The organism is Micromonospora sp. CPCC 206171 (genome assembly GCF_036906755.1).
Classification (GTDB): Bacteria; Actinomycetota; Actinomycetes; order Mycobacteriales; family Micromonosporaceae; genus Micromonospora; species Micromonospora purpureochromogenes.
Map to the genome: position 1 here is coordinate 375,947 of NZ_JBAKHT010000003.1, position 15,797 is coordinate 391,743.

17 protein-coding genes are annotated in these 15,797 nt (G+C 73.9%); 10 read left to right on the forward strand and 7 right to left on the reverse strand.

Annotation, left to right across the window (positions count from 1 at the left end):
- Window positions 1-13: 13 nt before the first annotated feature.
- Both V6U89_RS06830 and V6U89_RS06835 read left to right on the forward strand, forming a co-directional pair.
- Window positions 14-421 carry a CoA-binding protein gene (locus V6U89_RS06830; protein ID WP_334569780.1) on the forward strand — a complete coding sequence of 136 codons (408 nt, stop codon included), beginning with the start codon at window positions 14-16 and terminating at the stop codon, window positions 419-421.
- A 55-nt stretch (window positions 422-476) separates the two neighbouring features.
- Complete coding sequence (locus tag V6U89_RS06835) at window positions 477-1,229, forward strand: hypothetical protein (RefSeq protein WP_334569781.1); 753 nt, start codon at window positions 477-479, stop codon at window positions 1,227-1,229.
- Between the two features lie 13 nt (window positions 1,230-1,242).
- Here the strand turns inward: V6U89_RS06835 and V6U89_RS06840 are convergent, their stop codons facing one another.
- The gene (locus tag V6U89_RS06840; RefSeq protein WP_334569782.1) at window positions 1,243-2,439 is read right to left on the reverse strand and encodes an acyl-CoA dehydrogenase family protein; all 1,197 of its coding nucleotides are present in this window, start codon (window positions 2,437-2,439) and stop codon (window positions 1,243-1,245) included.
- Window positions 2,440-2,619: 180 nt separating this feature from the next.
- Between V6U89_RS06840 and V6U89_RS06845 the strand changes: the two genes are divergently transcribed.
- Window positions 2,620-3,120 (forward strand): DUF4190 domain-containing protein, encoded by a 501-nt coding sequence (locus tag V6U89_RS06845; protein WP_334569783.1) that lies wholly within the window; start codon window positions 2,620-2,622, stop codon window positions 3,118-3,120.
- A gap of 11 nt (window positions 3,121-3,131) precedes the next feature.
- Here V6U89_RS06845 and V6U89_RS06850 read toward each other — a convergent pair whose 3' ends face one another.
- Complete coding sequence (locus tag V6U89_RS06850; protein WP_334569784.1) at window positions 3,132-4,037, reverse strand: SDR family NAD(P)-dependent oxidoreductase; 906 nt, start codon at window positions 4,035-4,037, stop codon at window positions 3,132-3,134.
- 112 nt (window positions 4,038-4,149) lie between these two features.
- On the opposite strand from V6U89_RS06850, the gene V6U89_RS06855 reads away from it, so the two are divergent.
- Window positions 4,150-4,671 carry a DUF4190 domain-containing protein gene (locus tag V6U89_RS06855; protein ID WP_334569785.1) on the forward strand — a complete coding sequence of 174 codons (522 nt, stop codon included), beginning with the start codon at window positions 4,150-4,152 and terminating at the stop codon, window positions 4,669-4,671.
- A gap of 42 nt (window positions 4,672-4,713) precedes the next feature.
- Here V6U89_RS06855 and V6U89_RS06860 read toward each other — a convergent pair whose 3' ends face one another.
- Complete coding sequence (locus tag V6U89_RS06860; RefSeq protein WP_088964118.1) at window positions 4,714-5,670, reverse strand: HpcH/HpaI aldolase/citrate lyase family protein; 957 nt, start codon at window positions 5,668-5,670, stop codon at window positions 4,714-4,716.
- 130 nt (window positions 5,671-5,800) lie between these two features.
- Between V6U89_RS06860 and V6U89_RS06865 the strand changes: the two genes are divergently transcribed.
- Entirely contained in the window at window positions 5,801-6,625 is an 825-nt protein-coding gene (locus V6U89_RS06865; RefSeq protein WP_334569786.1) for an SDR family NAD(P)-dependent oxidoreductase, read from the forward strand.
- Window positions 6,622-6,915, forward strand: a complete 294-nt coding sequence (locus V6U89_RS06870; RefSeq protein WP_334569787.1) for a hypothetical protein — start codon at window positions 6,622-6,624, stop codon at window positions 6,913-6,915. The genes V6U89_RS06865 and V6U89_RS06870 overlap by 4 nt, the downstream gene beginning before the upstream one ends.
- Window positions 6,916-6,926: 11 nt before the next feature.
- Here the strand turns inward: V6U89_RS06870 and V6U89_RS06875 are convergent, their stop codons facing one another.
- Window positions 6,927-9,077 (reverse strand): APC family permease, encoded by a 2,151-nt coding sequence (locus tag V6U89_RS06875; protein ID WP_334569788.1) that lies wholly within the window; start codon window positions 9,075-9,077, stop codon window positions 6,927-6,929.
- Between the two features lie 184 nt (window positions 9,078-9,261).
- On the reverse strand, window positions 9,262-10,218 hold the full coding sequence (locus tag V6U89_RS06880; RefSeq protein WP_334569847.1) for a DMT family transporter: 957 nt from the start codon (window positions 10,216-10,218) through the stop codon (window positions 9,262-9,264).
- A gap of 105 nt (window positions 10,219-10,323) precedes the next feature.
- Here V6U89_RS06880 and V6U89_RS06885 point away from each other — a divergent pair, with 105 nt between their 5' ends.
- Entirely contained in the window at window positions 10,324-11,022 is a 699-nt protein-coding gene (locus V6U89_RS06885; protein WP_334569789.1) for an HAD family hydrolase, read from the forward strand.
- A 16-nt stretch (window positions 11,023-11,038) separates the two neighbouring features.
- Here the strand turns inward: V6U89_RS06885 and V6U89_RS06890 are convergent, their stop codons facing one another.
- Together V6U89_RS06890 and V6U89_RS06895 are read right to left on the reverse strand one after the other, a co-directional pair.
- The gene (locus V6U89_RS06890) at window positions 11,039-11,503 is read right to left on the reverse strand and encodes a hypothetical protein (RefSeq protein ID WP_334569848.1); all 465 of its coding nucleotides are present in this window, start codon (window positions 11,501-11,503) and stop codon (window positions 11,039-11,041) included.
- 89 nt (window positions 11,504-11,592) lie between these two features.
- Window positions 11,593-12,462 carry a PhzF family phenazine biosynthesis protein gene (locus V6U89_RS06895; protein ID WP_334569790.1) on the reverse strand — a complete coding sequence of 290 codons (870 nt, stop codon included), beginning with the start codon at window positions 12,460-12,462 and terminating at the stop codon, window positions 11,593-11,595.
- 33 nt (window positions 12,463-12,495) lie between these two features.
- Between V6U89_RS06895 and V6U89_RS06900 the strand changes: the two genes are divergently transcribed.
- The 3 genes from V6U89_RS06900 to V6U89_RS06910 all read left to right on the forward strand — a co-directional run bounded on the left by V6U89_RS06900 (window position 12,496) and on the right by V6U89_RS06910 (window position 15,628).
- A complete protein-coding gene (locus V6U89_RS06900) occupies window positions 12,496-13,797 on the forward strand; it encodes a magnesium transporter MgtE N-terminal domain-containing protein (RefSeq protein ID WP_334569791.1) in 1,302 nt (433 codons plus the stop codon).
- The gene (locus V6U89_RS06905; RefSeq protein WP_334569792.1) at window positions 13,790-14,392 is read left to right on the forward strand and encodes a DUF1003 domain-containing protein; all 603 of its coding nucleotides are present in this window, start codon (window positions 13,790-13,792) and stop codon (window positions 14,390-14,392) included. The genes V6U89_RS06900 and V6U89_RS06905 overlap by 8 nt, the downstream gene beginning before the upstream one ends.
- An 87-nt stretch (window positions 14,393-14,479) precedes the next feature.
- Window positions 14,480-15,628, forward strand: a complete 1,149-nt coding sequence (locus V6U89_RS06910) for an Mrp/NBP35 family ATP-binding protein (protein WP_334569794.1) — start codon at window positions 14,480-14,482, stop codon at window positions 15,626-15,628.
- Window positions 15,629-15,797: the final 169 nt, after the last annotated feature.

Here is a 15,797-nt window from a genome sequence, read left to right on the forward strand (position 1 = left end):
TTAGAGTCGGCGGGTGCGTACCGCTCAGCAGATCCTCGCCGACTCGGCCGTGATCGCCGTCGTGGGCGCGTCCCGCGACCCCCGTAAGGCCGCCCACAGCGTGCCGTTGCAGATGCAGCGGTACGGCTGGCGGATCATCCCGGTCAACCCGACGGTCGACGAACTCTTCGGCGAGCGGGCGTACGCGTCGCTGGCCGACATCCCGCACCCGGTCGATCTGGTGGACGTGTTCCGGCCGGCGTCGGACGCCGTGCAGGTGGTCCGGGACGCCGCGGCGATCGGCGCGCCGGCGGTGTGGCTGCAACTGGGCATCGTCTCGGCGCAGGCGCGGCGGATCGCCGAGGAGGCGGGCATGGACTACGTCGAGGACCGCTGCCTGATCGTGGAGCGCGCCGCCGCCGGGCTGACCCGGCTGGGCTGAGCGGCCGGGTTCGGTCGGCCAGCCCGTGCTGGCGGCCGGACCGTACCCTGCGCCCATGCCTCTGCTGCGGACGCCGCGCCTGCCCCCGGCCCGGGACGGGCTCAGGTCGCGCCGCCTGCTCTCCCTGGCCGTCGCCGCGGTGGTCGCGGTGGCGGTGGCCACGCCGCTGCTGGCGCTGTCCCGGTCCGCGACCTTCGACGGCTTCGCCTGCGTCGCCTGGCTGATGTTCGGCCTGCACCAACTGGGACGGCGCTGGTGGCCGCGGCGGAACGGCCGGCTGACCTGGACGGCCCGGGTGGCCGGCCGGGACGCGGTCGAGCCCGGACTGGTGGCCCGCCGGTCGCTGGCCGGCTGGACGGATCTCCTGGCGGACCTGACCCTGGTGACCGGGCCGGCGTTGGTGATCACCTCGTGGTTCCCGAGCGATCGGGAGTGGGGCCGGATCGTCCGGACACTGCTGGTCCTCGGCGCGGCGGCGGCGGTGGGACGGATCGCCTACCAGGAGGCGCGGTTCACCGGCCGGTTGGCGCTGACCGCCGGCGGGATCCGCTACGGCAGCCAGTCCTACGACTGGTCCAACATCGACCGGGTCAGCCTGCACAAGCGGGACGGCCGGCTGAACGGGGTACGGCTGCGACCGGTCCGGTGGCCGTCGCTGGAGCCGGCGCCGGTGGTCGGCGGTCGGGACACCGCGGTGCCCGAGCAGCGGCTCGCCGCCGCGATCGAGGAGTACCGGTCCCGCCCGTACGTGCTGGCGGGCGGGCCGGTCACCGCCCCGGAGCCGGCTGCCGAGCCGGCCGGACGGTGACCGGCGCACCGCCTCAGAGCTTGTACTCCTTGAGCAGGCCGCGGGAGATGATGGTCTTCTGGATCTCCGAGGTGCCCTCGCCGATGAGCAGGAAGGGTGCCTCCCGCATCAGCCGCTCGATCTCGTACTCCTTGGAGTAGCCGTAGCCACCGTGGATGCGGAACGCCTCCTGGACGACCTCGGCGCAGTACTCCGAGGCGAGCAGCTTGGCCATGCCGGCCTCGACGTCGTTGCGCTGGCCGGCGTCCTTGAGTCGGGCGGCGTTGACCATCAGCGCGTGGGCGGCCTCGATCTTGGTGCCCATCTCGGCGAGCTTGAAAGCGATGGCCTGGTGCTTGGCGAGCGGCTGGCCGAAGGTGCGGCGCTGCTGGGCGTACTGGACAGCCAGCTCGAAGGCGCGGATGGAGATGCCGCAGGCCCGGGCGGCCACGTTCACCCGGCCGACCTCGATGCCGTCCATCATCTGGTAGAAGCCGCGGCCGACCTGGTCCGCGCCGCCGAGGACGGCGGACGCGGGGACGGTGACGCCGTCGAGCACCATCTCGGTGGTCTCGACGCCCTTGTAGCCCATCTTGTCGATCTTGCCGGGGATGGTCAGGCCGGGCGCGGTCTCGCCGAAGCCGGGCTCCTTCTCCAGCAGGAAGGTGCTCATGTTGCCGTAGACCGACTCGGCGCCGGTGTCGGTCTTGACCAGGGTGGCCACCACCGACGAGTACGCCCCGTTGGTCAGCCACATCTTCTGGCCGTTGAGGACGTAGTTGTCGCCCTGCCGGACGGCCCTGGACTTGATGGCCGAGACGTCCGAACCGGTCTCCGGTTCTGACATCGAGAACGCGCCGCGCACCTCGCCGGTGGCCATCTTCGGCAGCAGCCGGGCCTTCTGCTCGGCGGAGCCGTGCTGGGAGATCAGGTACGCCACGATGAAGTGGGTGTTGACGATGCCGGAGATCGACATCCAGCCCCGCGACAGCTGCTCGACCACCAGCGCGTAGGTCAGCAGGGACTCGCCCAGGCCGCCGTACTCCTCGTCGATGGTGAGACCGAACAGGCCCATCTCCCGCATCCCGTCGAGGATGTCGGTCGGGTACTCGTCGGCGTGCTCCAGCCGCTGCGCGTGCGGAATGATCTCCTTGTCGGCGAACTCCCGGACGGTTTCCAGGATCGACCGCTGCACGTCGGTCAGGCCGGGCGTCTGGGCGAGTCTGGCCATCTCAGCCTCCGGGGGATCGGCGCATTACTCATGGGTAACTGAACGCTCGGTCAGTATCGGCCCCGGGACCGTCGAGGCCAAGGTGACCAGTCCACACAACCGCTGTGAAAAGGTTCACCGCTGCGGGTAGCGTCCGCAAGAGAGAGGCGCTGTGACCTGCGGCGGAGGAGGCGAACGGACGTGAGTCATCCACCACCCGGCGAGCCGGAGCAGCCGCCGTCGCCGTACGAGCAGCCGGGCCAGCCCTCCGGGCTGCCCCAGTGGGGCCAGCAGCCCGAACAGCAACAGTGGGGCCGGCAACCGGACCAGCCGCAGTGGGGCCAGCAGCCGAATCAGCCGCAGTGGGGGCAGCCGCAGGAGCACCAGCAGTGGGCGCAGCAGCCGGCGTACCCGCCGCAGGGCCCGTACGGCCAGTACGGCCCGCCACCGGGAGGCGGCGGCGGGCCGAACACCATGGCGATCCTGTCGCTGGTCTTCGCCTTCGTCTTCGCCCCGGCCGGGATCGTCCTCGGCCACCTGGCGAAGCGGCAGATCCGGCGGACCGGCGAGGACGGTGACCAGCTCGCCACCTGGGGGCTGATCCTCAGCTACGTCTTCACCGCGATCGGCCTGCTCGTCTGCTGCGGCTGGATCGGCCTCGCCATCTGGGCCAACTCCGACGGCGGCGGCACCTACAACTGACCTCGGCGGGGTCAGCGGAACTGCGCCTCACGGACGCTGTTGCCGCCGTCCACCACCAGCATCTGCCCGGTGATGTAGGACGCGGCCGGCGAGCAGAGGAAGGCGATGGCGGCGGCCACCTCGTCGGGGGTGCCGGGGCGCCCGACCGGGGTGCCCATCCCCTGCTTGATCTCGGCCACCGTCGAGGCCGCCGTGTAGATGGTGCCCGGGGCCACCGAGTTCACGGTCACCCCGTCGGCGATCATCTCCATCGCCAGGGCGCGGGTCAGCCCGACCACGCCGGCCTTGGCCGCCGCGTACGCCGCCTCGGTGGGCAGCGCGTTCACCGGCCCGGCGGTGGCCGCCAGGTTCACGATCCGCCCCCAGCCCCGCTCGGCCATCCCACCGATGAAGGCGCGGCTGCACAGGAACGCGGTGGTCAGGTTCCGGTCGATCTCGCCGCGCCACTCGTCGTAGCTGAGCTGGGCCACCGGGCGCAGCACCTCGGGGCTGGCCCGGCTGGCCAGGCCCGCGTTGTTGACCAGCACCTCGACGTCGCCGAGCTGCTCGGCCACCGCGTCGGCGAGCGCGCCGACCTCGGACTCGTCGGTGAGGTCGGCGACGAAGCCGGTCACGCCCAGCTCGCCGGCCCGTTCGTGGATCCGCCGGGTGGTGGAGACGATCGCCACCCGGGCGCCCAGGTCGGCCAGCCGGCGCGCGGTCGCGTACCCGATGCCGTCGGGGCTGCCCGCACCGGTGACCAGGGCGACCCGCCCGTCCAACCGCATGGTGACCGGTTCGGCCACCGGCACCGGCTCGTCCTGGTCGTCCGGCCCGGCCGTGGCGACGGCGCGGGTGCGCCGGGCCAGGCCGGGGCGGCTCACGTCCCGCCTCGGTCGGCTGCCGGAACGGTCGGCACCACGCGCGTCGATAGCCATGCCGAGATCCTGCCCGCTCGCGACGTCCCGGGCAACGCGGCACCACGGGGACCTCGGGTTTGTCCGGTCATGACTACCCTGACGGCGCACCCACACGCGACGGAGAGACCTGATGACCTATCCCCCACCGCCCGGCGGCGGCTGGAGCAACCCGGCCGGCGACCCGACACAGCCGGTCAGCGGCCAACCGATCCCGGCGCAGCCGACGGGCCGGGACCCGTACGCCCCGCCGGACCCGTACGCCGCCGCCGTGCCGCCGCAGGCGGCGCCGGTCGATCCGTACCAGCCGCACGGCTACCCGCCCCCGACCGGCTACCCCGGGTACGGCTACCCGCCCGCCCCGCAGACCAACGGTCTGGCCATCGCCGCGATGGTCGTCTCGATCCTCGGCGCGCTCGGCCTCTGCGGCTACGGGCTCGGCGGCTGGATCGGGCTCATCGGCGCGATCCTCGGCCACGTGTCCCGCAAGCAGATCCGCGAGCGGGGTGAAGGCGGCGAGGGCTTCGCCACCGCCGGCATCATCGTGGGCTGGATCGCCACCGTGATCGCGCTGCTGGCCACCATCGCCATCGTGGTGTTCTTCGTCTGGCTGGCGAACCAGGACCCGTCGACCTACGACAGCAGCACCTACTGACCGGTGCCGCCGCCCCGGTCGCCCGGGGCGGCGGCGTACGGCTCACTCGGAGGGCGGGGTGAAGCTGGAGGTGCGGGTCATCCCGGCGGCGCGCCCCTTGGCGGCGATCACCAGGGCCATCTTGCGGGACGCCTCGTCGATCATCTCGTCGCCGAGCATCACCGCCCCGAGCTTGCCGCCGGCCTCCGAGGTGTAGTGCTCGTACGCGTCGAGGATCAGCTCGGCGTGGTCGTAGTCGGCCTGGGCCGGCTGGTAGACCTCGTTGGCGGCGTCGATCTGGCCGGGGTGCAGCACCCACTTGCCGTCGAAGCCCAGCGCCGCGGAGCGCTTGGCCACCTCGCGGAACGCGTCGACGTCGCGGATCTGCAGGAACGGGCCGTCGATGGCCTGCTTGTCGTGCATCCGGGCGGCCATCAGGATCCGCATCAGGATGTAGTGGTAGGGGTCGCCCGGGTAGTCCGGGATCAGCGCGCCGACCACCAGCGACTTCATGTTGATCGAGGCCATGAAGTCGGCCGGGCCGAAGATGATGGTCTCCACCCGGGGCGAGGCGGCGGCGATGGCGTCGACGTTGACCAGGCCGGCGGCGTTCTCGATCTGCGCCTCGATGCCGATCCGGCCGACCTCCAGGCCCAGGGTCTTCTCGATCTGGGTCAGCGTCAGGTCCAGCCACTGCACCTGGGCGGCGTTCTGCACCTTCGGCAGCATGATGCAGTCGAGGTTCGCGCCGGCGCCCTCGACCACCTCGATGACGTCCCGGTAGGTCCACGGGGTGGTCAGGTCGTTGACCCGGACCACCCGGGTCTTGCCGGCCCAGTCGCCCTCGTTGAGCGCGGCGACGATGTTCTTGCGGGCGTCCGGCTTGGCCAGCGGGGCGACCGCGTCCTCCAGGTCGAGGAAGACCTGGTCGGCGGGGAGGCCCTGGGCCTTGCCGAGCATCTTCACGCTGGAACCCGGCACGGCGAGGCAGGACCGGCGGGGGCGACCGACTGCGGCCATAGGATGCGCTCCTTCCAGCGTCCGGCGGGCACGCCGACGCCACCTGGATGACGAGAACGAGAACTTAACGATCCCAAAGGGCGTTGTGACGCCACGGTAACCTCGTGCCGTGACCGGGGTGAATGGACCTGTGGAAGATCTCACTGGCCGCCGGACCGTGGTGGTGACCGGGGCCAGCTCCGGCATCGGCCTGGCCGCCGCGACGGCCCTGGCCCGCCGGGGCGACCGGGTCGTGCTGGTCGGGCGGGACCCGGCCCGGCTCCAGGCGGCCGGCGACCGGGTACGCGAGGCCTGCGGCGAGCGCCCCGAGCTGTTCCGCGCCGACTTCGCGGTGCTCGACGACGTACGCGGGCTCGCCGAGCGGCTACGGGCCGCGTACGACCGGATCGACGTGCTGGCCAACAACGCCGGGGCGATCGTGCTGGAACCGCTCACCACCGTGGACGGCTTCGAACTCTCGATGCAGGCCAACCACCTGGCCCCGTTCCTGCTGAGCAACCTGCTGGCCGACCGGGTCGGCCGGATGGTGGTGACGGCCTCCGGCGCGCACCGCAGCGGGGCGCTCGACCCGGACGACCTGAACGCCACGCTGCACCCGTACCGGCCGGTCCGCGCGTACGGCACCAGCAAGCAGGCGAACATCCTGTTCACCGCGGAGGCGGCCCGGCGCTGGCCGGACGTCCGGTCGTACTGCTTCCACCCCGGCGTGGTGCGGACCCGGTTCGGGGCGGACAGCCGGCTGGTCGCCCTCGGCATGCGGCTGCTGCCGTTCCGCAGCCCGGAGCGGGGCGCGGAGACGCTGGTCTGGCTGGCCAACCAGGATCCGTCCCGGCTGGTCGACGGCGCCTACTACGCCGACCGGAAGCTGCGCCGGCCGCTGCGCAAGGCAGCCGACCCACAGCTCGCCGCCCGGCTCTGGACGGCCAGCGCCGAGGCCGTCGGCCTCGACGGATGAGCGCGCCGGGCGAGGGCCTGCTCCTGGTGGCGGTGGTCGACCTGGCACCCGACGCCGTCGACGCCGGCCACCGGTACGAGGACGCCGTGCTCGGGCTGCTCGGCCGGCACGGCGGACGGCTGGAACGGCGGTGGCACAGCACCGACGACCGGACCGAGGTGCACCTCATCCGGTTCGCCTCGCGGGCCGGGCTGGCGGGGTTCCTGGCCGACCCGGACCGGCTGGCCCAGCGGGCCGCGATCGGCGACGCGGCACCGACCACCCGGGTGATCGAGGTCCACGACCGCTGACCGCCCGGCGGTCACTCGCTGAGGTGCACCGGGACGCTGGTGACCACCACCCCCGACAGCGGCCGCAACGCGCGGCGCAGCCGCTGCTCGGTCCGGCTGTGCAGCGGGCGGTGCCAGCTCCGGCGCAGCACCACCTCCGGCACGATCACGGTCAGCACCAGCTCCGGCCCGCTGTCGTGCAGCGCCTCCAGGTAGTGCGCCAGCGGCCCGATCACCGCCCGGTACGGCGACACGATGGTCTCCAGCCGCACGTGGTCCCCCCAGGCCCTCCACTGCTCACGGAACCGGTCCGCCTCCGCCTCCTCCGGCGCGATGTGCACCGCCAGCGTCGGCTGGCCCAGCGACACCGCGTACGCCAGGGCGCGCAGCGACGCCCGGTTGAGCCGGGCCATCGGGACCACCACCAGGTGGCGTACCTGTTGGGGCAGTTCCTCGCCCTCGGCGGGCCCGGCGGCGACGGGCGCGACCGGCGGCGGGTGCAGGGCCAGCGCGGCGTGCAGGTTCCGGTAGTGCCGGTGCACCCGGTGGAAGAGCAGCACCAGCAGCGGTACGGCGATCACCACCACCCAGGCGCCCTCGGTGAACTTGGCGACCGCCGCGGTGACGAGCACCAGCCCGGAGAGCGTGGCGCCGACCGCGTTGACCGCCAGCCGGCGCCGCCAGCCGGCCGCGCGCCGGCGGCGCCAGTGCACCACCATCCCGGCCTGGGAGAGGGTGAAGGCGAGGAACACCCCGACCGCGTAGAGCGGAATCAGCGCCTCGGTGTACCCGCCGAAGGCGACGAAGACCAGCGCGGCGGTCGCGGCGAGGGCGACCAGGCCGTTGCTGAAGGCCAGCCGGTCCCCCATGTGCAGGAAGCGGCGCGGCGCGTGGCCGGCCCGGGCCATGAAGAACAGCAGCCGGGGGAAGTCGTTGAAGGCGGTGTTCGCCGCCAGCATCAGGATCAGCGCGGTGGCGGCCTGGATCAGGCCGTACCAGGGGCCGGTCGGAAAGGTGCTGCGGGCGAGCTGGGACAGCAGCGTCTGGTCCGCCCTCGGCACCAGGCCGGCCAGGTGGAACAGCAGGGTGAGCGCGGCGAAGAGCAGCACCAGCATCGCCACCATCCAGCCGAGCGTGGTGCGGGCGTTGCGCCACTCCGACGGGCGGAACGCCGGGACCGCGTTGGAAACCGCCTCGATGCCGGTCATCGACACCGCGCCCGAGGCGAAGGCCCGCAGCACCAGCAGCAGGCCGAGCCCCTCGACCGCCGGCACCGCCGGCGGCGGCACCGGCGTGAAGCCGCGCCCGGCCACCCGCAGGTAGCCGACCACCAGCAACGCCAGCAGGGCGACCACGAAGGCGTACGTGGGGAGCACGAAGATGTTGCCGGCGGTCCGGACCCCGCGCAGGTTCCCGGCGAGCAGCACCGCGATCACCAGCACCCCGAGCGGGACGGCGAACGGCGCCAGCCCGGGCAGCGCCGAGGTGACCGCGTGCACCCCGGCGGCCACCGAGACCGCCACGGTCAGCACGTAGTCGAGGATCAGCCCGGCCGCGGCGGTCAGCCCCGCCCCGGCGCCCAGGTTGTCCCCCGCGACGATGTACGACCCCGCGCCGTGCGGGTAGGCGTGGATGGTCTGCCGGTAGGAGACGCCGACGGCGATCATGAGCACCACCAGCGCGGCGGCCAGCGGCAGGGAGAGCCCCAACGCCGCGCTGCCGGCCAGCACCAGCACGGCCAGCATCGCCTCCGGCCCGTACGCCACCGAACTGAGCAGGTCGGAGGAGAGCACCGGCAGCGCCACCAGCTTGCGCATCCGCTCGTAGAGCACCGCCGCGCTGGACAGCGGCGGCCCGAAAACGGCCCGGCGCAGCCGGGTCAGCGCCCGGCCGAACCGGGTGCCGGGCAGGTTGGCCGGTTCGGTGGCGACCAGTTCGTCCGGCTGCTCCCGGCGGAACATGGCGATCGGGGCCAGCCGGCCGAAACGGGTCGGGGTGGGGTGTCCCCCGCGCCGACCGAGGGTCGGGTCGATCGGCAGCTCACCGGGATGGTCGGCGCGCCAGCGCTCACCGATCCGGCGCAGGGTGCCCAGCTCCTCCGGGGCGAGCGGCGGGAACTCGGCCGACGGGGTGACGACGGTGCCGCTGTCGGCCTCGTCCTCGTCGCCCGGTCGCCGCGCCATCTCGCCACACCTCCCCCCGCACTCTCACGCTCCGACGGCGGTCGTGGCGGTGGAATCGGCGTTCTCCCGCGAACCGCCCAGCGGGTGGGCAACCGGCGGTGGGCCGAGCGGGCCGGTCCGGGGCAGGCCGGGCGGCCTCGGCGCCGGGCCGCTGGCCGGCCGGCGGGGACGGGGCGACCCGGCGTCAGGCCGCCGGCGGGGCGGCGTCGGCGGGGACCGGGGCCGGTTCGGGGCGGCGGCCGGCGCGGGCGCCACCGAGCACCACCACGGCCACCCCGACCAGCAGCAGGGCCAGCCCGGGCAGGGCGAGCGGGCGGGGCAGCTGGCCGAGCCAGACCCAGCCGATCAGGGCGGCACCGGGCGCCTCCAGCAGGATCAGCACGCTGACCGTGGTGGCCGAGACGCGGCGCAGGGCGTAGTTGAACATCGAGTGCCCGAGCAACTGGGCACCGGCGACCAGACCGAGGATGGCCAGCCAGGTGGCGGAGTCGTACCCGCGCAGTCGCACGCCGCCGACCAGGCACACCACCAGCAGGATCAGCGCGCACACCCCGTAACAGATGGTGGTGTAGGTGGCGGTGCTGATGGTGGCCCGGGCGCGCTCGCCGAACGCGGTGTAGACCGCGGCGAACAGGCCGCCGGTGATCGCCAGCAGGTCACCGGCGAAGGCCCGCCCGGAGACGGCGACGTCCGCGCCGGTGGCGAGCACCGCGCCCGTCACGGCCACCGCGATGCCGACCCAGACGGCGTACGGCAGGTGGCGGCCCTGCCAGCGGGCGATCAGCCCCTGCCAGACCGGCTGGGTGGCGCCGAGCGCGGTCGCCGCCGCGACCGAGGTGAGCTGCGCGCTCGGCATCCAGGTGGCGAAGTGGGCGGCCAGCGCCACGCCGGAGAGCACGCAGTACCAGCCCTCCCGCCGGCCCGCACCCACGGTCAGCGCCCGGACCTCGGCCCGGCGGCGGGCCAGCGAGAACGGGCCGAGCACGGCGACCGAGAGCAGGTTGCGCCAGAATGCGACGGCCAGCGCCGGGGCCGCGGCGAAGGCGATCAGCGGGGCGGAGGAGGAGACGGCGGCGACGGCGAGCGCGAGGACGCCGACGGTCAGCGGGTCCACCGTCGGCCGGTGCGGGCTGGGAGGCACGGGGAGCAATACTCACACACCTTCGGTCACCACTGAGCGTCAACGCTCCGTTACGATCATGCGCGTCCGCGCCGGCGATCCCTCGACGTCCGGAGGCGCTTTCCCATGCCCAGGTACCCCGCGGTGCTGTTCGACTTCTTCGGCACCCTGACCCGCTGCGTCCAGCGCGGCCCGGCCCACGAAACCACCGCCGAGCTGCTCGGCTGTCCCGTCGACACGCTCGCCGCAGTCCTCGACCGCACCTTCTACCAGCGGGCCAGCGGCCGGCACGGCAACGCCGAGGCGACGCTGCGCTGGGTCTGCGCCCAGGCCGGCGTCCACCCCTCCGACGACGCCGTCCGGGCGGCGGTGGCCTCCCGGCACCGGGCGGTACGCGCCGACACCCGGCTGCGCGACGACGCGGTACCCGCGCTCGCCGCGCTGCGGGAGCGGGGCGTCCGCACCGGGGTGGTCAGCGACTGCACCCACGAGCTGCCGGCGTTCCTGCCGCAGCTGGCCGTCGCCCCGCTGCTCGACGCGCGGATCTTCTCCGTCCACCTCGGCCGGTGCAAGCCGGACCCGGCGCTCTACCTGGCCGCCTGCCGTCGGCTCGACGTGCGACCCGAGGACTGCCTCTACGTCGGTGACGGCGGCAGCCGGGAGCTGACCGGCGCGCAGCGGGCGGGGATGACCGCCGTGCGGCTGGCCGCCCCCGACCTGGCCGGGCACCTGGTCTTCGACGCCGAACCGGACTGGGACGGCCTGGTCGTCGGTTCGCTGAGCGAGGTGGTCGAGCTGGTCGACGCGGTGCCGGTGGGTTGCTGAGCGCCGGGCCGCCGGCTCAGCGGCGGCGGACCTTGTGCAGGCGGAACGGTTTCCGGGTGGGACGCACGGCGGGGGTCTCGCGCGGCACCTCGGCCAGCGAGCCGGCCGGCAGGTCCGTGCCGGCGTCCGGTGCGCCGGCCGGGGCGAGCCGGGTCAGCGCGCAGCCGTCGGCCGCCCAGCGGGCCACCAGGTCGGCGGTGGGCCCGGGCGCGTTCAGCCGCTTCGCCGCCACCAGCGGGGCGGAGGTCTCCCACGCCTCGGTGCCCGGCGCCAACCGGATCACCCGGGCCGGCCAGGTCACGATCCGCCCGCCGTGGTCGCCGCGCAGGGTCACCCGCGCCTGCGCCGCCTCGGCCAGCCCGGGCGCGGACTGCTCGCCCGGCCCGCTGACCACGAAGAGCGACCCCTCCAGCGGTACGCACCACAGCGCCAGCGCCGGGCCGTCGCCGACACTCACCCAGGCCACGGCGGCCTTCTTCATCGCCTCGTCGACCAGGGGCGTCGACACCGGGGCGTCCACCTCGTCCGTCACACCGGAATCCTCTCGTACGTGGGGCGTGCGGTCACCGGTCAACCGACGAACGGCGGGACCAGGATCTCGCCCCGGGCCACCGCCATGACCTGGCCGGAGACGGTGGCGCCGACCGCCGCCCCGTCGGCCGCGGTCACCGTGCAGGCCAGTGCCGACGGGCGGTGGATCTCGATGCCCTGGCGGACCGCGTACGCGGAGCGCCCCTCGCCGGGGAGCAGCCCGCTGGCGACCAGCCAGACGCCGAGCCCGAGGGCGGCCGAGCCGGTGGCCGGGTCCTCCGGGACGCCGAGCCCGGGCACGAAGACGCGCGCGTGCGCGGTTTGCGTCTCGGCGTCCCAGGAGAAGACGCTGACATGCTCCACCCCGTACCGTTCCGCCGCCGCCGCGTTTACCTTGGCGCGGGCCACCGCGTCCGGGCGGACCGGAAGGTAGGGGAACTCCAGCCCGCAGCCGGCCACCCGGGGCGCCGGGCCGGCGTGGTCGTCCGCGGTGAGGCCGGCCATCTCCAGCAGCGGCTCCGGATCCAGCTCCGGCCCGAGGGTGGGGGTGCCGCCGGTCAGGGTGGCACCGGTCTCGCCGACCTCGATCGGCAGCACCCCGGCAGCGCACTCCTGGGTGATACTGCCCACACCGAACATGCCGCGCCGGCTGGCGGTGACCGCCGCGCCGACGCTGGGGTGCCCGGCGAACGGCAACTCGGCGGCCGGAGTGAAGATCCGGGCCCGGTAGGTGGCCCCGACCTGGGTGGGCGGCAGCACGAACACCGTCTCCGAGAGGTTGAACTCCAGCGCGAGCGCCTGCATCTGTTCGGTGGCGAGCCCTTCGGCGCCGAACACCACGGCCAGCGGGTTGCCGGCGAACGGGCGATCGGTGAAGACGTCCACGATCTCGTAGGCCAAGGTCGACATGTTGATAAACACTAGGCGCTTAGGCTGGTGCCCGTGAGCACGCCGAACCGGGTCTACATCGCCCGACTCGCCGGAGTCGCCGTCTTCGACCCGAACGGTGACCAGGTGGGTCGGGTGCGTGACGCGGTGGCCCGGATCCGGCCGACCCAACGTCCCCCCGAGGTGGTGGGTCTGGTCGCCGAGATGCCGATGCGCCGGCGGATCTTCCTGTCCATCAACCGGATCACGTCCATCGACGCGGACGCGGTGGTGCTCGGTACCGGCACCCTCAACCTGCGCCGCTTCGAGAAGCGCCCCAACGAGCTGCTGGTGCTCCAGGAACTGCTGGACCGGCGGGTCCAGCTCGAACCGGGCGGGCAGCCGGGCGCGGTGGTCGACGTGGCGATGGAGTGCAGCCGGGGTGGTGAGTGGTCGCTGTCCCGGGTCGCCGTCCGCGAGCAGACCGGCCGGCTCACCCGTCGCGGCCACCTGCACCAGGTCGAGTGGGACCGGGTGCGCGGGCTGAGCGGCATCGCCGCCAACCGGGGTACGGCCAACCTGCTCGCCGTACTGGAGGACATGCGCCCGGCCGACCTGGCCAACGCCCTGCAGGACCTGCCCGACGCGCGGCGCAACGAGGTCGCGGCGGCGCTGGACGACGAACGCCTCGCCGACGTGCTCAGCGAACTGCCGGAGCACGACCAGGTGGAGATCCTCGCGGCGCTGGACCGGGAACGGGCCGCCGACGTGCTGGAGGAGATGGACCCGGACGACGCCGCCGACCTGCTCAACGAGCTGCCGCCGCCGGAGCAGGACGTGCTGCTGGACCTGATGGAGCCGAACGAGGCCGACCCGGTCCGCCAGTTGCTGCGCTACGCCTCCGGTACGGCGGGCAGCGTGATGACCTCCGAGCCGGTGATCCTGCCGCCGGACGCCACCGTCGCGGAGGCGCTCGCCCGGATCCGGGAGGAGCAGCTCTCCCCGGCCGTCGCGGCCCAGGTGTTCGTGGCCCGCGCCCCGATGACCACGCCCACCGGCCGCTACCTGGGCATGGTGCACTTCCAGCGGCTGCTGCGGGAGCCGCCGGCGGAGATGCTCGGCGGGGTGGTGGTCAACGACATCGACCCGCTGCGGCCGACCACCCCGCTGCCGGAGATCACCCGCCGGATGGCCACCTACGACCTGGTCGCGATGCCGGTGGTGGACCGCAACAACCGGCTGGTCGGTGCGGTCACGGTCGACGACGTGCTCGACCACTCGCTGCCGCGCGACTGGCGGGACCGGGACGCCGTACCGGCCCCGGGCCCCGCCGAGGCGACGGGCGGAGCCGAGGGGACGGACGGCACCGATGGCTGACCAGCGACGGGCCGAGCGACTGGACCAGCCGCGCGAGCCCCGGGGCCTCAAGCTGCCCCGGTTCGACCCGGAGGCCTTCGGCCGGTGGTCCGAGGGGATCGCCCGGGGCATGGGCACGGCGAACTTCATCGTCTACATGACGGTGGTCATCGCGCTCTGGTTCGGCTGGAACACCCTGGCGCCGGCGCACCTGCGCTTCGACCCGTACACCTTCACCTTCCTCACCCTGATCCTGTCGTTGCAGGCCTCGTACGCGGCCCCGCTGATCCTGCTCGCGCAGAACCGGCAGGCCGACCGGGACCGGGTGGCGCTGGAGGAGGACCGGCGGCGGGCCACCCTGCAGAAGGCCGATACGGAGTACCTGACCCGGGAGATCGCCGCGCTGCGGATCGCCATGGGTGAGGTGGCCACCCGGGACTTCCTCCGCTCCGAGCTGGCCCGGCTGGCCGAGGAGCTGGACGAGGCGGCCCAGCGCCGGCAGCGGCTGGAGCGCCGGCAGCAGGAGAAGGCGGTCCGGCGGGGCGGTGAGGGCCTCGACGAGCCCCGCGACGACCTGGACGGCGACTACGCCCGCGACGGCCGCCCGGACGGCTGACCGGCGCGCCGACCCGGCCCCATCGATTCGCTCACACCGGCCCCGCTGGCGGCGGCGACGGATCACCGCCGACGTAGCATTGCGAGCATGTCAGCTCCCGTCAGCACCATCTCCGACGCGATCCAGGCCGCCCTGGCCACCGTCAACGACCCGGAGATCCGCCGCCCGATCACGGACCTCGGCATGGTCCGCTCCGCCGCGGTCGGCGACGACGGCGTCGTACGCGTCGAGCTGCTGCTCACCGTCGCCGGCTGCCCGCTGAAGGACAAGCTGCGCTCCGACATCACCGCCGCCGTGGGCGCCGTCCCCGGCGTGACGGGCGTCGAGATCGAGTTCGGCGTGATGAGCCCCGAGCAGCGCCAGGAGCTCCAGTCGAAGCTGCGCGGCGGCAACGCCACCGAGGAGCCGGTGATCCCGTTCGCCCAGCCCGGCTCTCGGACCCGGGTGTACGCGGTGGCCAGCGGCAAGGGTGGCGTCGGCAAGTCGAGCGTGACGGTCAACCTGGCCGCCGCGCTGGCCGCCCGGGGCCTCTCGGTCGGCGTGGTCGACGCCGACATCTACGGCCACTCGGTGCCCCGGATGCTCGGCGCGGACGGCCGCCCGACCCGGGTCGAGGACATGATCATGCCGCCGCAGGCGCACGGCGTGAAGGTGATCTCGATCGGCATGTTCACCCCGGGCAACGCCGCCGTGGTGTGGCGCGGCCCGATGCTGCACCGGGCGCTGCAGCAGTTCCTCGGCGACGTCTACTGGGGCGACCTGGACGTGCTCCTGCTCGACCTGCCTCCGGGCACCGGCGACATCGCCATCTCGGTCGCCCAGCTGCTGCCGAACGCCGAGATCCTGGTGGTGACCACGCCGCAGGCCGCGGCCGCCGAGGTCGCCGAGCGGGCCGGCGCGATCGCCCTGCAGACCCACCAGCGGGTGGTCGGCGTCATCGAGAACATGGCCTGGCTGGAGCTGCCCGACGGCTCGCGGATGGAGGTCTTCGGCGCCGGTGGCGGCCAGGCCGTGGCCGACTCGCTGAGCCGGACGATCGGCGCGCAGGTGCCGCTGCTGGGCCAGATCCCGCTCGACACCCGGGTCCGCGAGGGCGGCGACGCCGGCAACCCGATCGTGCTGGCCGAGCCGGACGCCCCGGCCTCGAAGGCGCTGGCCCAGGTCGCCGACCGCCTCGCCGTCCGCCGCGAGTCCCTCCTCGGCAAGCCCCTCGGCCTCAAGCCCGCCGGCCGCTGACCCCGCCCCACCCCACCCGCGCGCTCCGCGCGCCCCAAGATCCGCGCAGATACAGAGAAAGAGTGGCCTTCCGAGCGCGGGAGGCCACTCTTTCTCTGTATCTGCGCACTCCGCGCGCCGTGTCCGGGGCGGGCGCGCGAAGCGCGCGCGACCCGGGGGGCCAGGGGAA

Excerpts from the sequence above, each read along its gene's own strand:
- V6U89_RS06895 (WP_334569790.1), bottom strand. The coding sequence starts at position 12,462 with ATGTCGACCTTGGCCTACGAGATCGTGGACGTCTTCACCGATCGCCCG.
- V6U89_RS06890 (WP_334569848.1), bottom strand. The coding sequence starts at position 11,503 with ATGAAGAAGGCCGCCGTGGCCTGGGTGAGTGTCGGCGACGGCCCGGCG.
- V6U89_RS06855 (WP_334569785.1), top strand. The coding sequence starts at position 4,150 with ATGACCTATCCCCCACCGCCCGGCGGCGGCTGGAGCAACCCGGCCGGC.
- V6U89_RS06905 (WP_334569792.1), top strand. The coding sequence starts at position 13,790 with ATGGCTGACCAGCGACGGGCCGAGCGACTGGACCAGCCGCGCGAGCCC.
- V6U89_RS06875 (WP_334569788.1), bottom strand. The coding sequence starts at position 9,077 with ATGGCGCGGCGACCGGGCGACGAGGACGAGGCCGACAGCGGCACCGTC.
- V6U89_RS06885 (WP_334569789.1), top strand. The coding sequence starts at position 10,324 with ATGCCCAGGTACCCCGCGGTGCTGTTCGACTTCTTCGGCACCCTGACC.
- V6U89_RS06850 (WP_334569784.1), bottom strand. The coding sequence starts at position 4,037 with ATGGCTATCGACGCGCGTGGTGCCGACCGTTCCGGCAGCCGACCGAGG.
- V6U89_RS06835 (WP_334569781.1), top strand. The coding sequence starts at position 477 with ATGCCTCTGCTGCGGACGCCGCGCCTGCCCCCGGCCCGGGACGGGCTC.
- V6U89_RS06860 (WP_088964118.1), bottom strand. The coding sequence starts at position 5,670 with ATGGCCGCAGTCGGTCGCCCCCGCCGGTCCTGCCTCGCCGTGCCGGGT.
- V6U89_RS06840 (WP_334569782.1), bottom strand. The coding sequence starts at position 2,439 with ATGGCCAGACTCGCCCAGACGCCCGGCCTGACCGACGTGCAGCGGTCG.
- V6U89_RS06910 (WP_334569794.1), top strand. The coding sequence starts at position 14,480 with ATGTCAGCTCCCGTCAGCACCATCTCCGACGCGATCCAGGCCGCCCTG.
- V6U89_RS06870 (WP_334569787.1), top strand. The coding sequence starts at position 6,622 with ATGAGCGCGCCGGGCGAGGGCCTGCTCCTGGTGGCGGTGGTCGACCTG.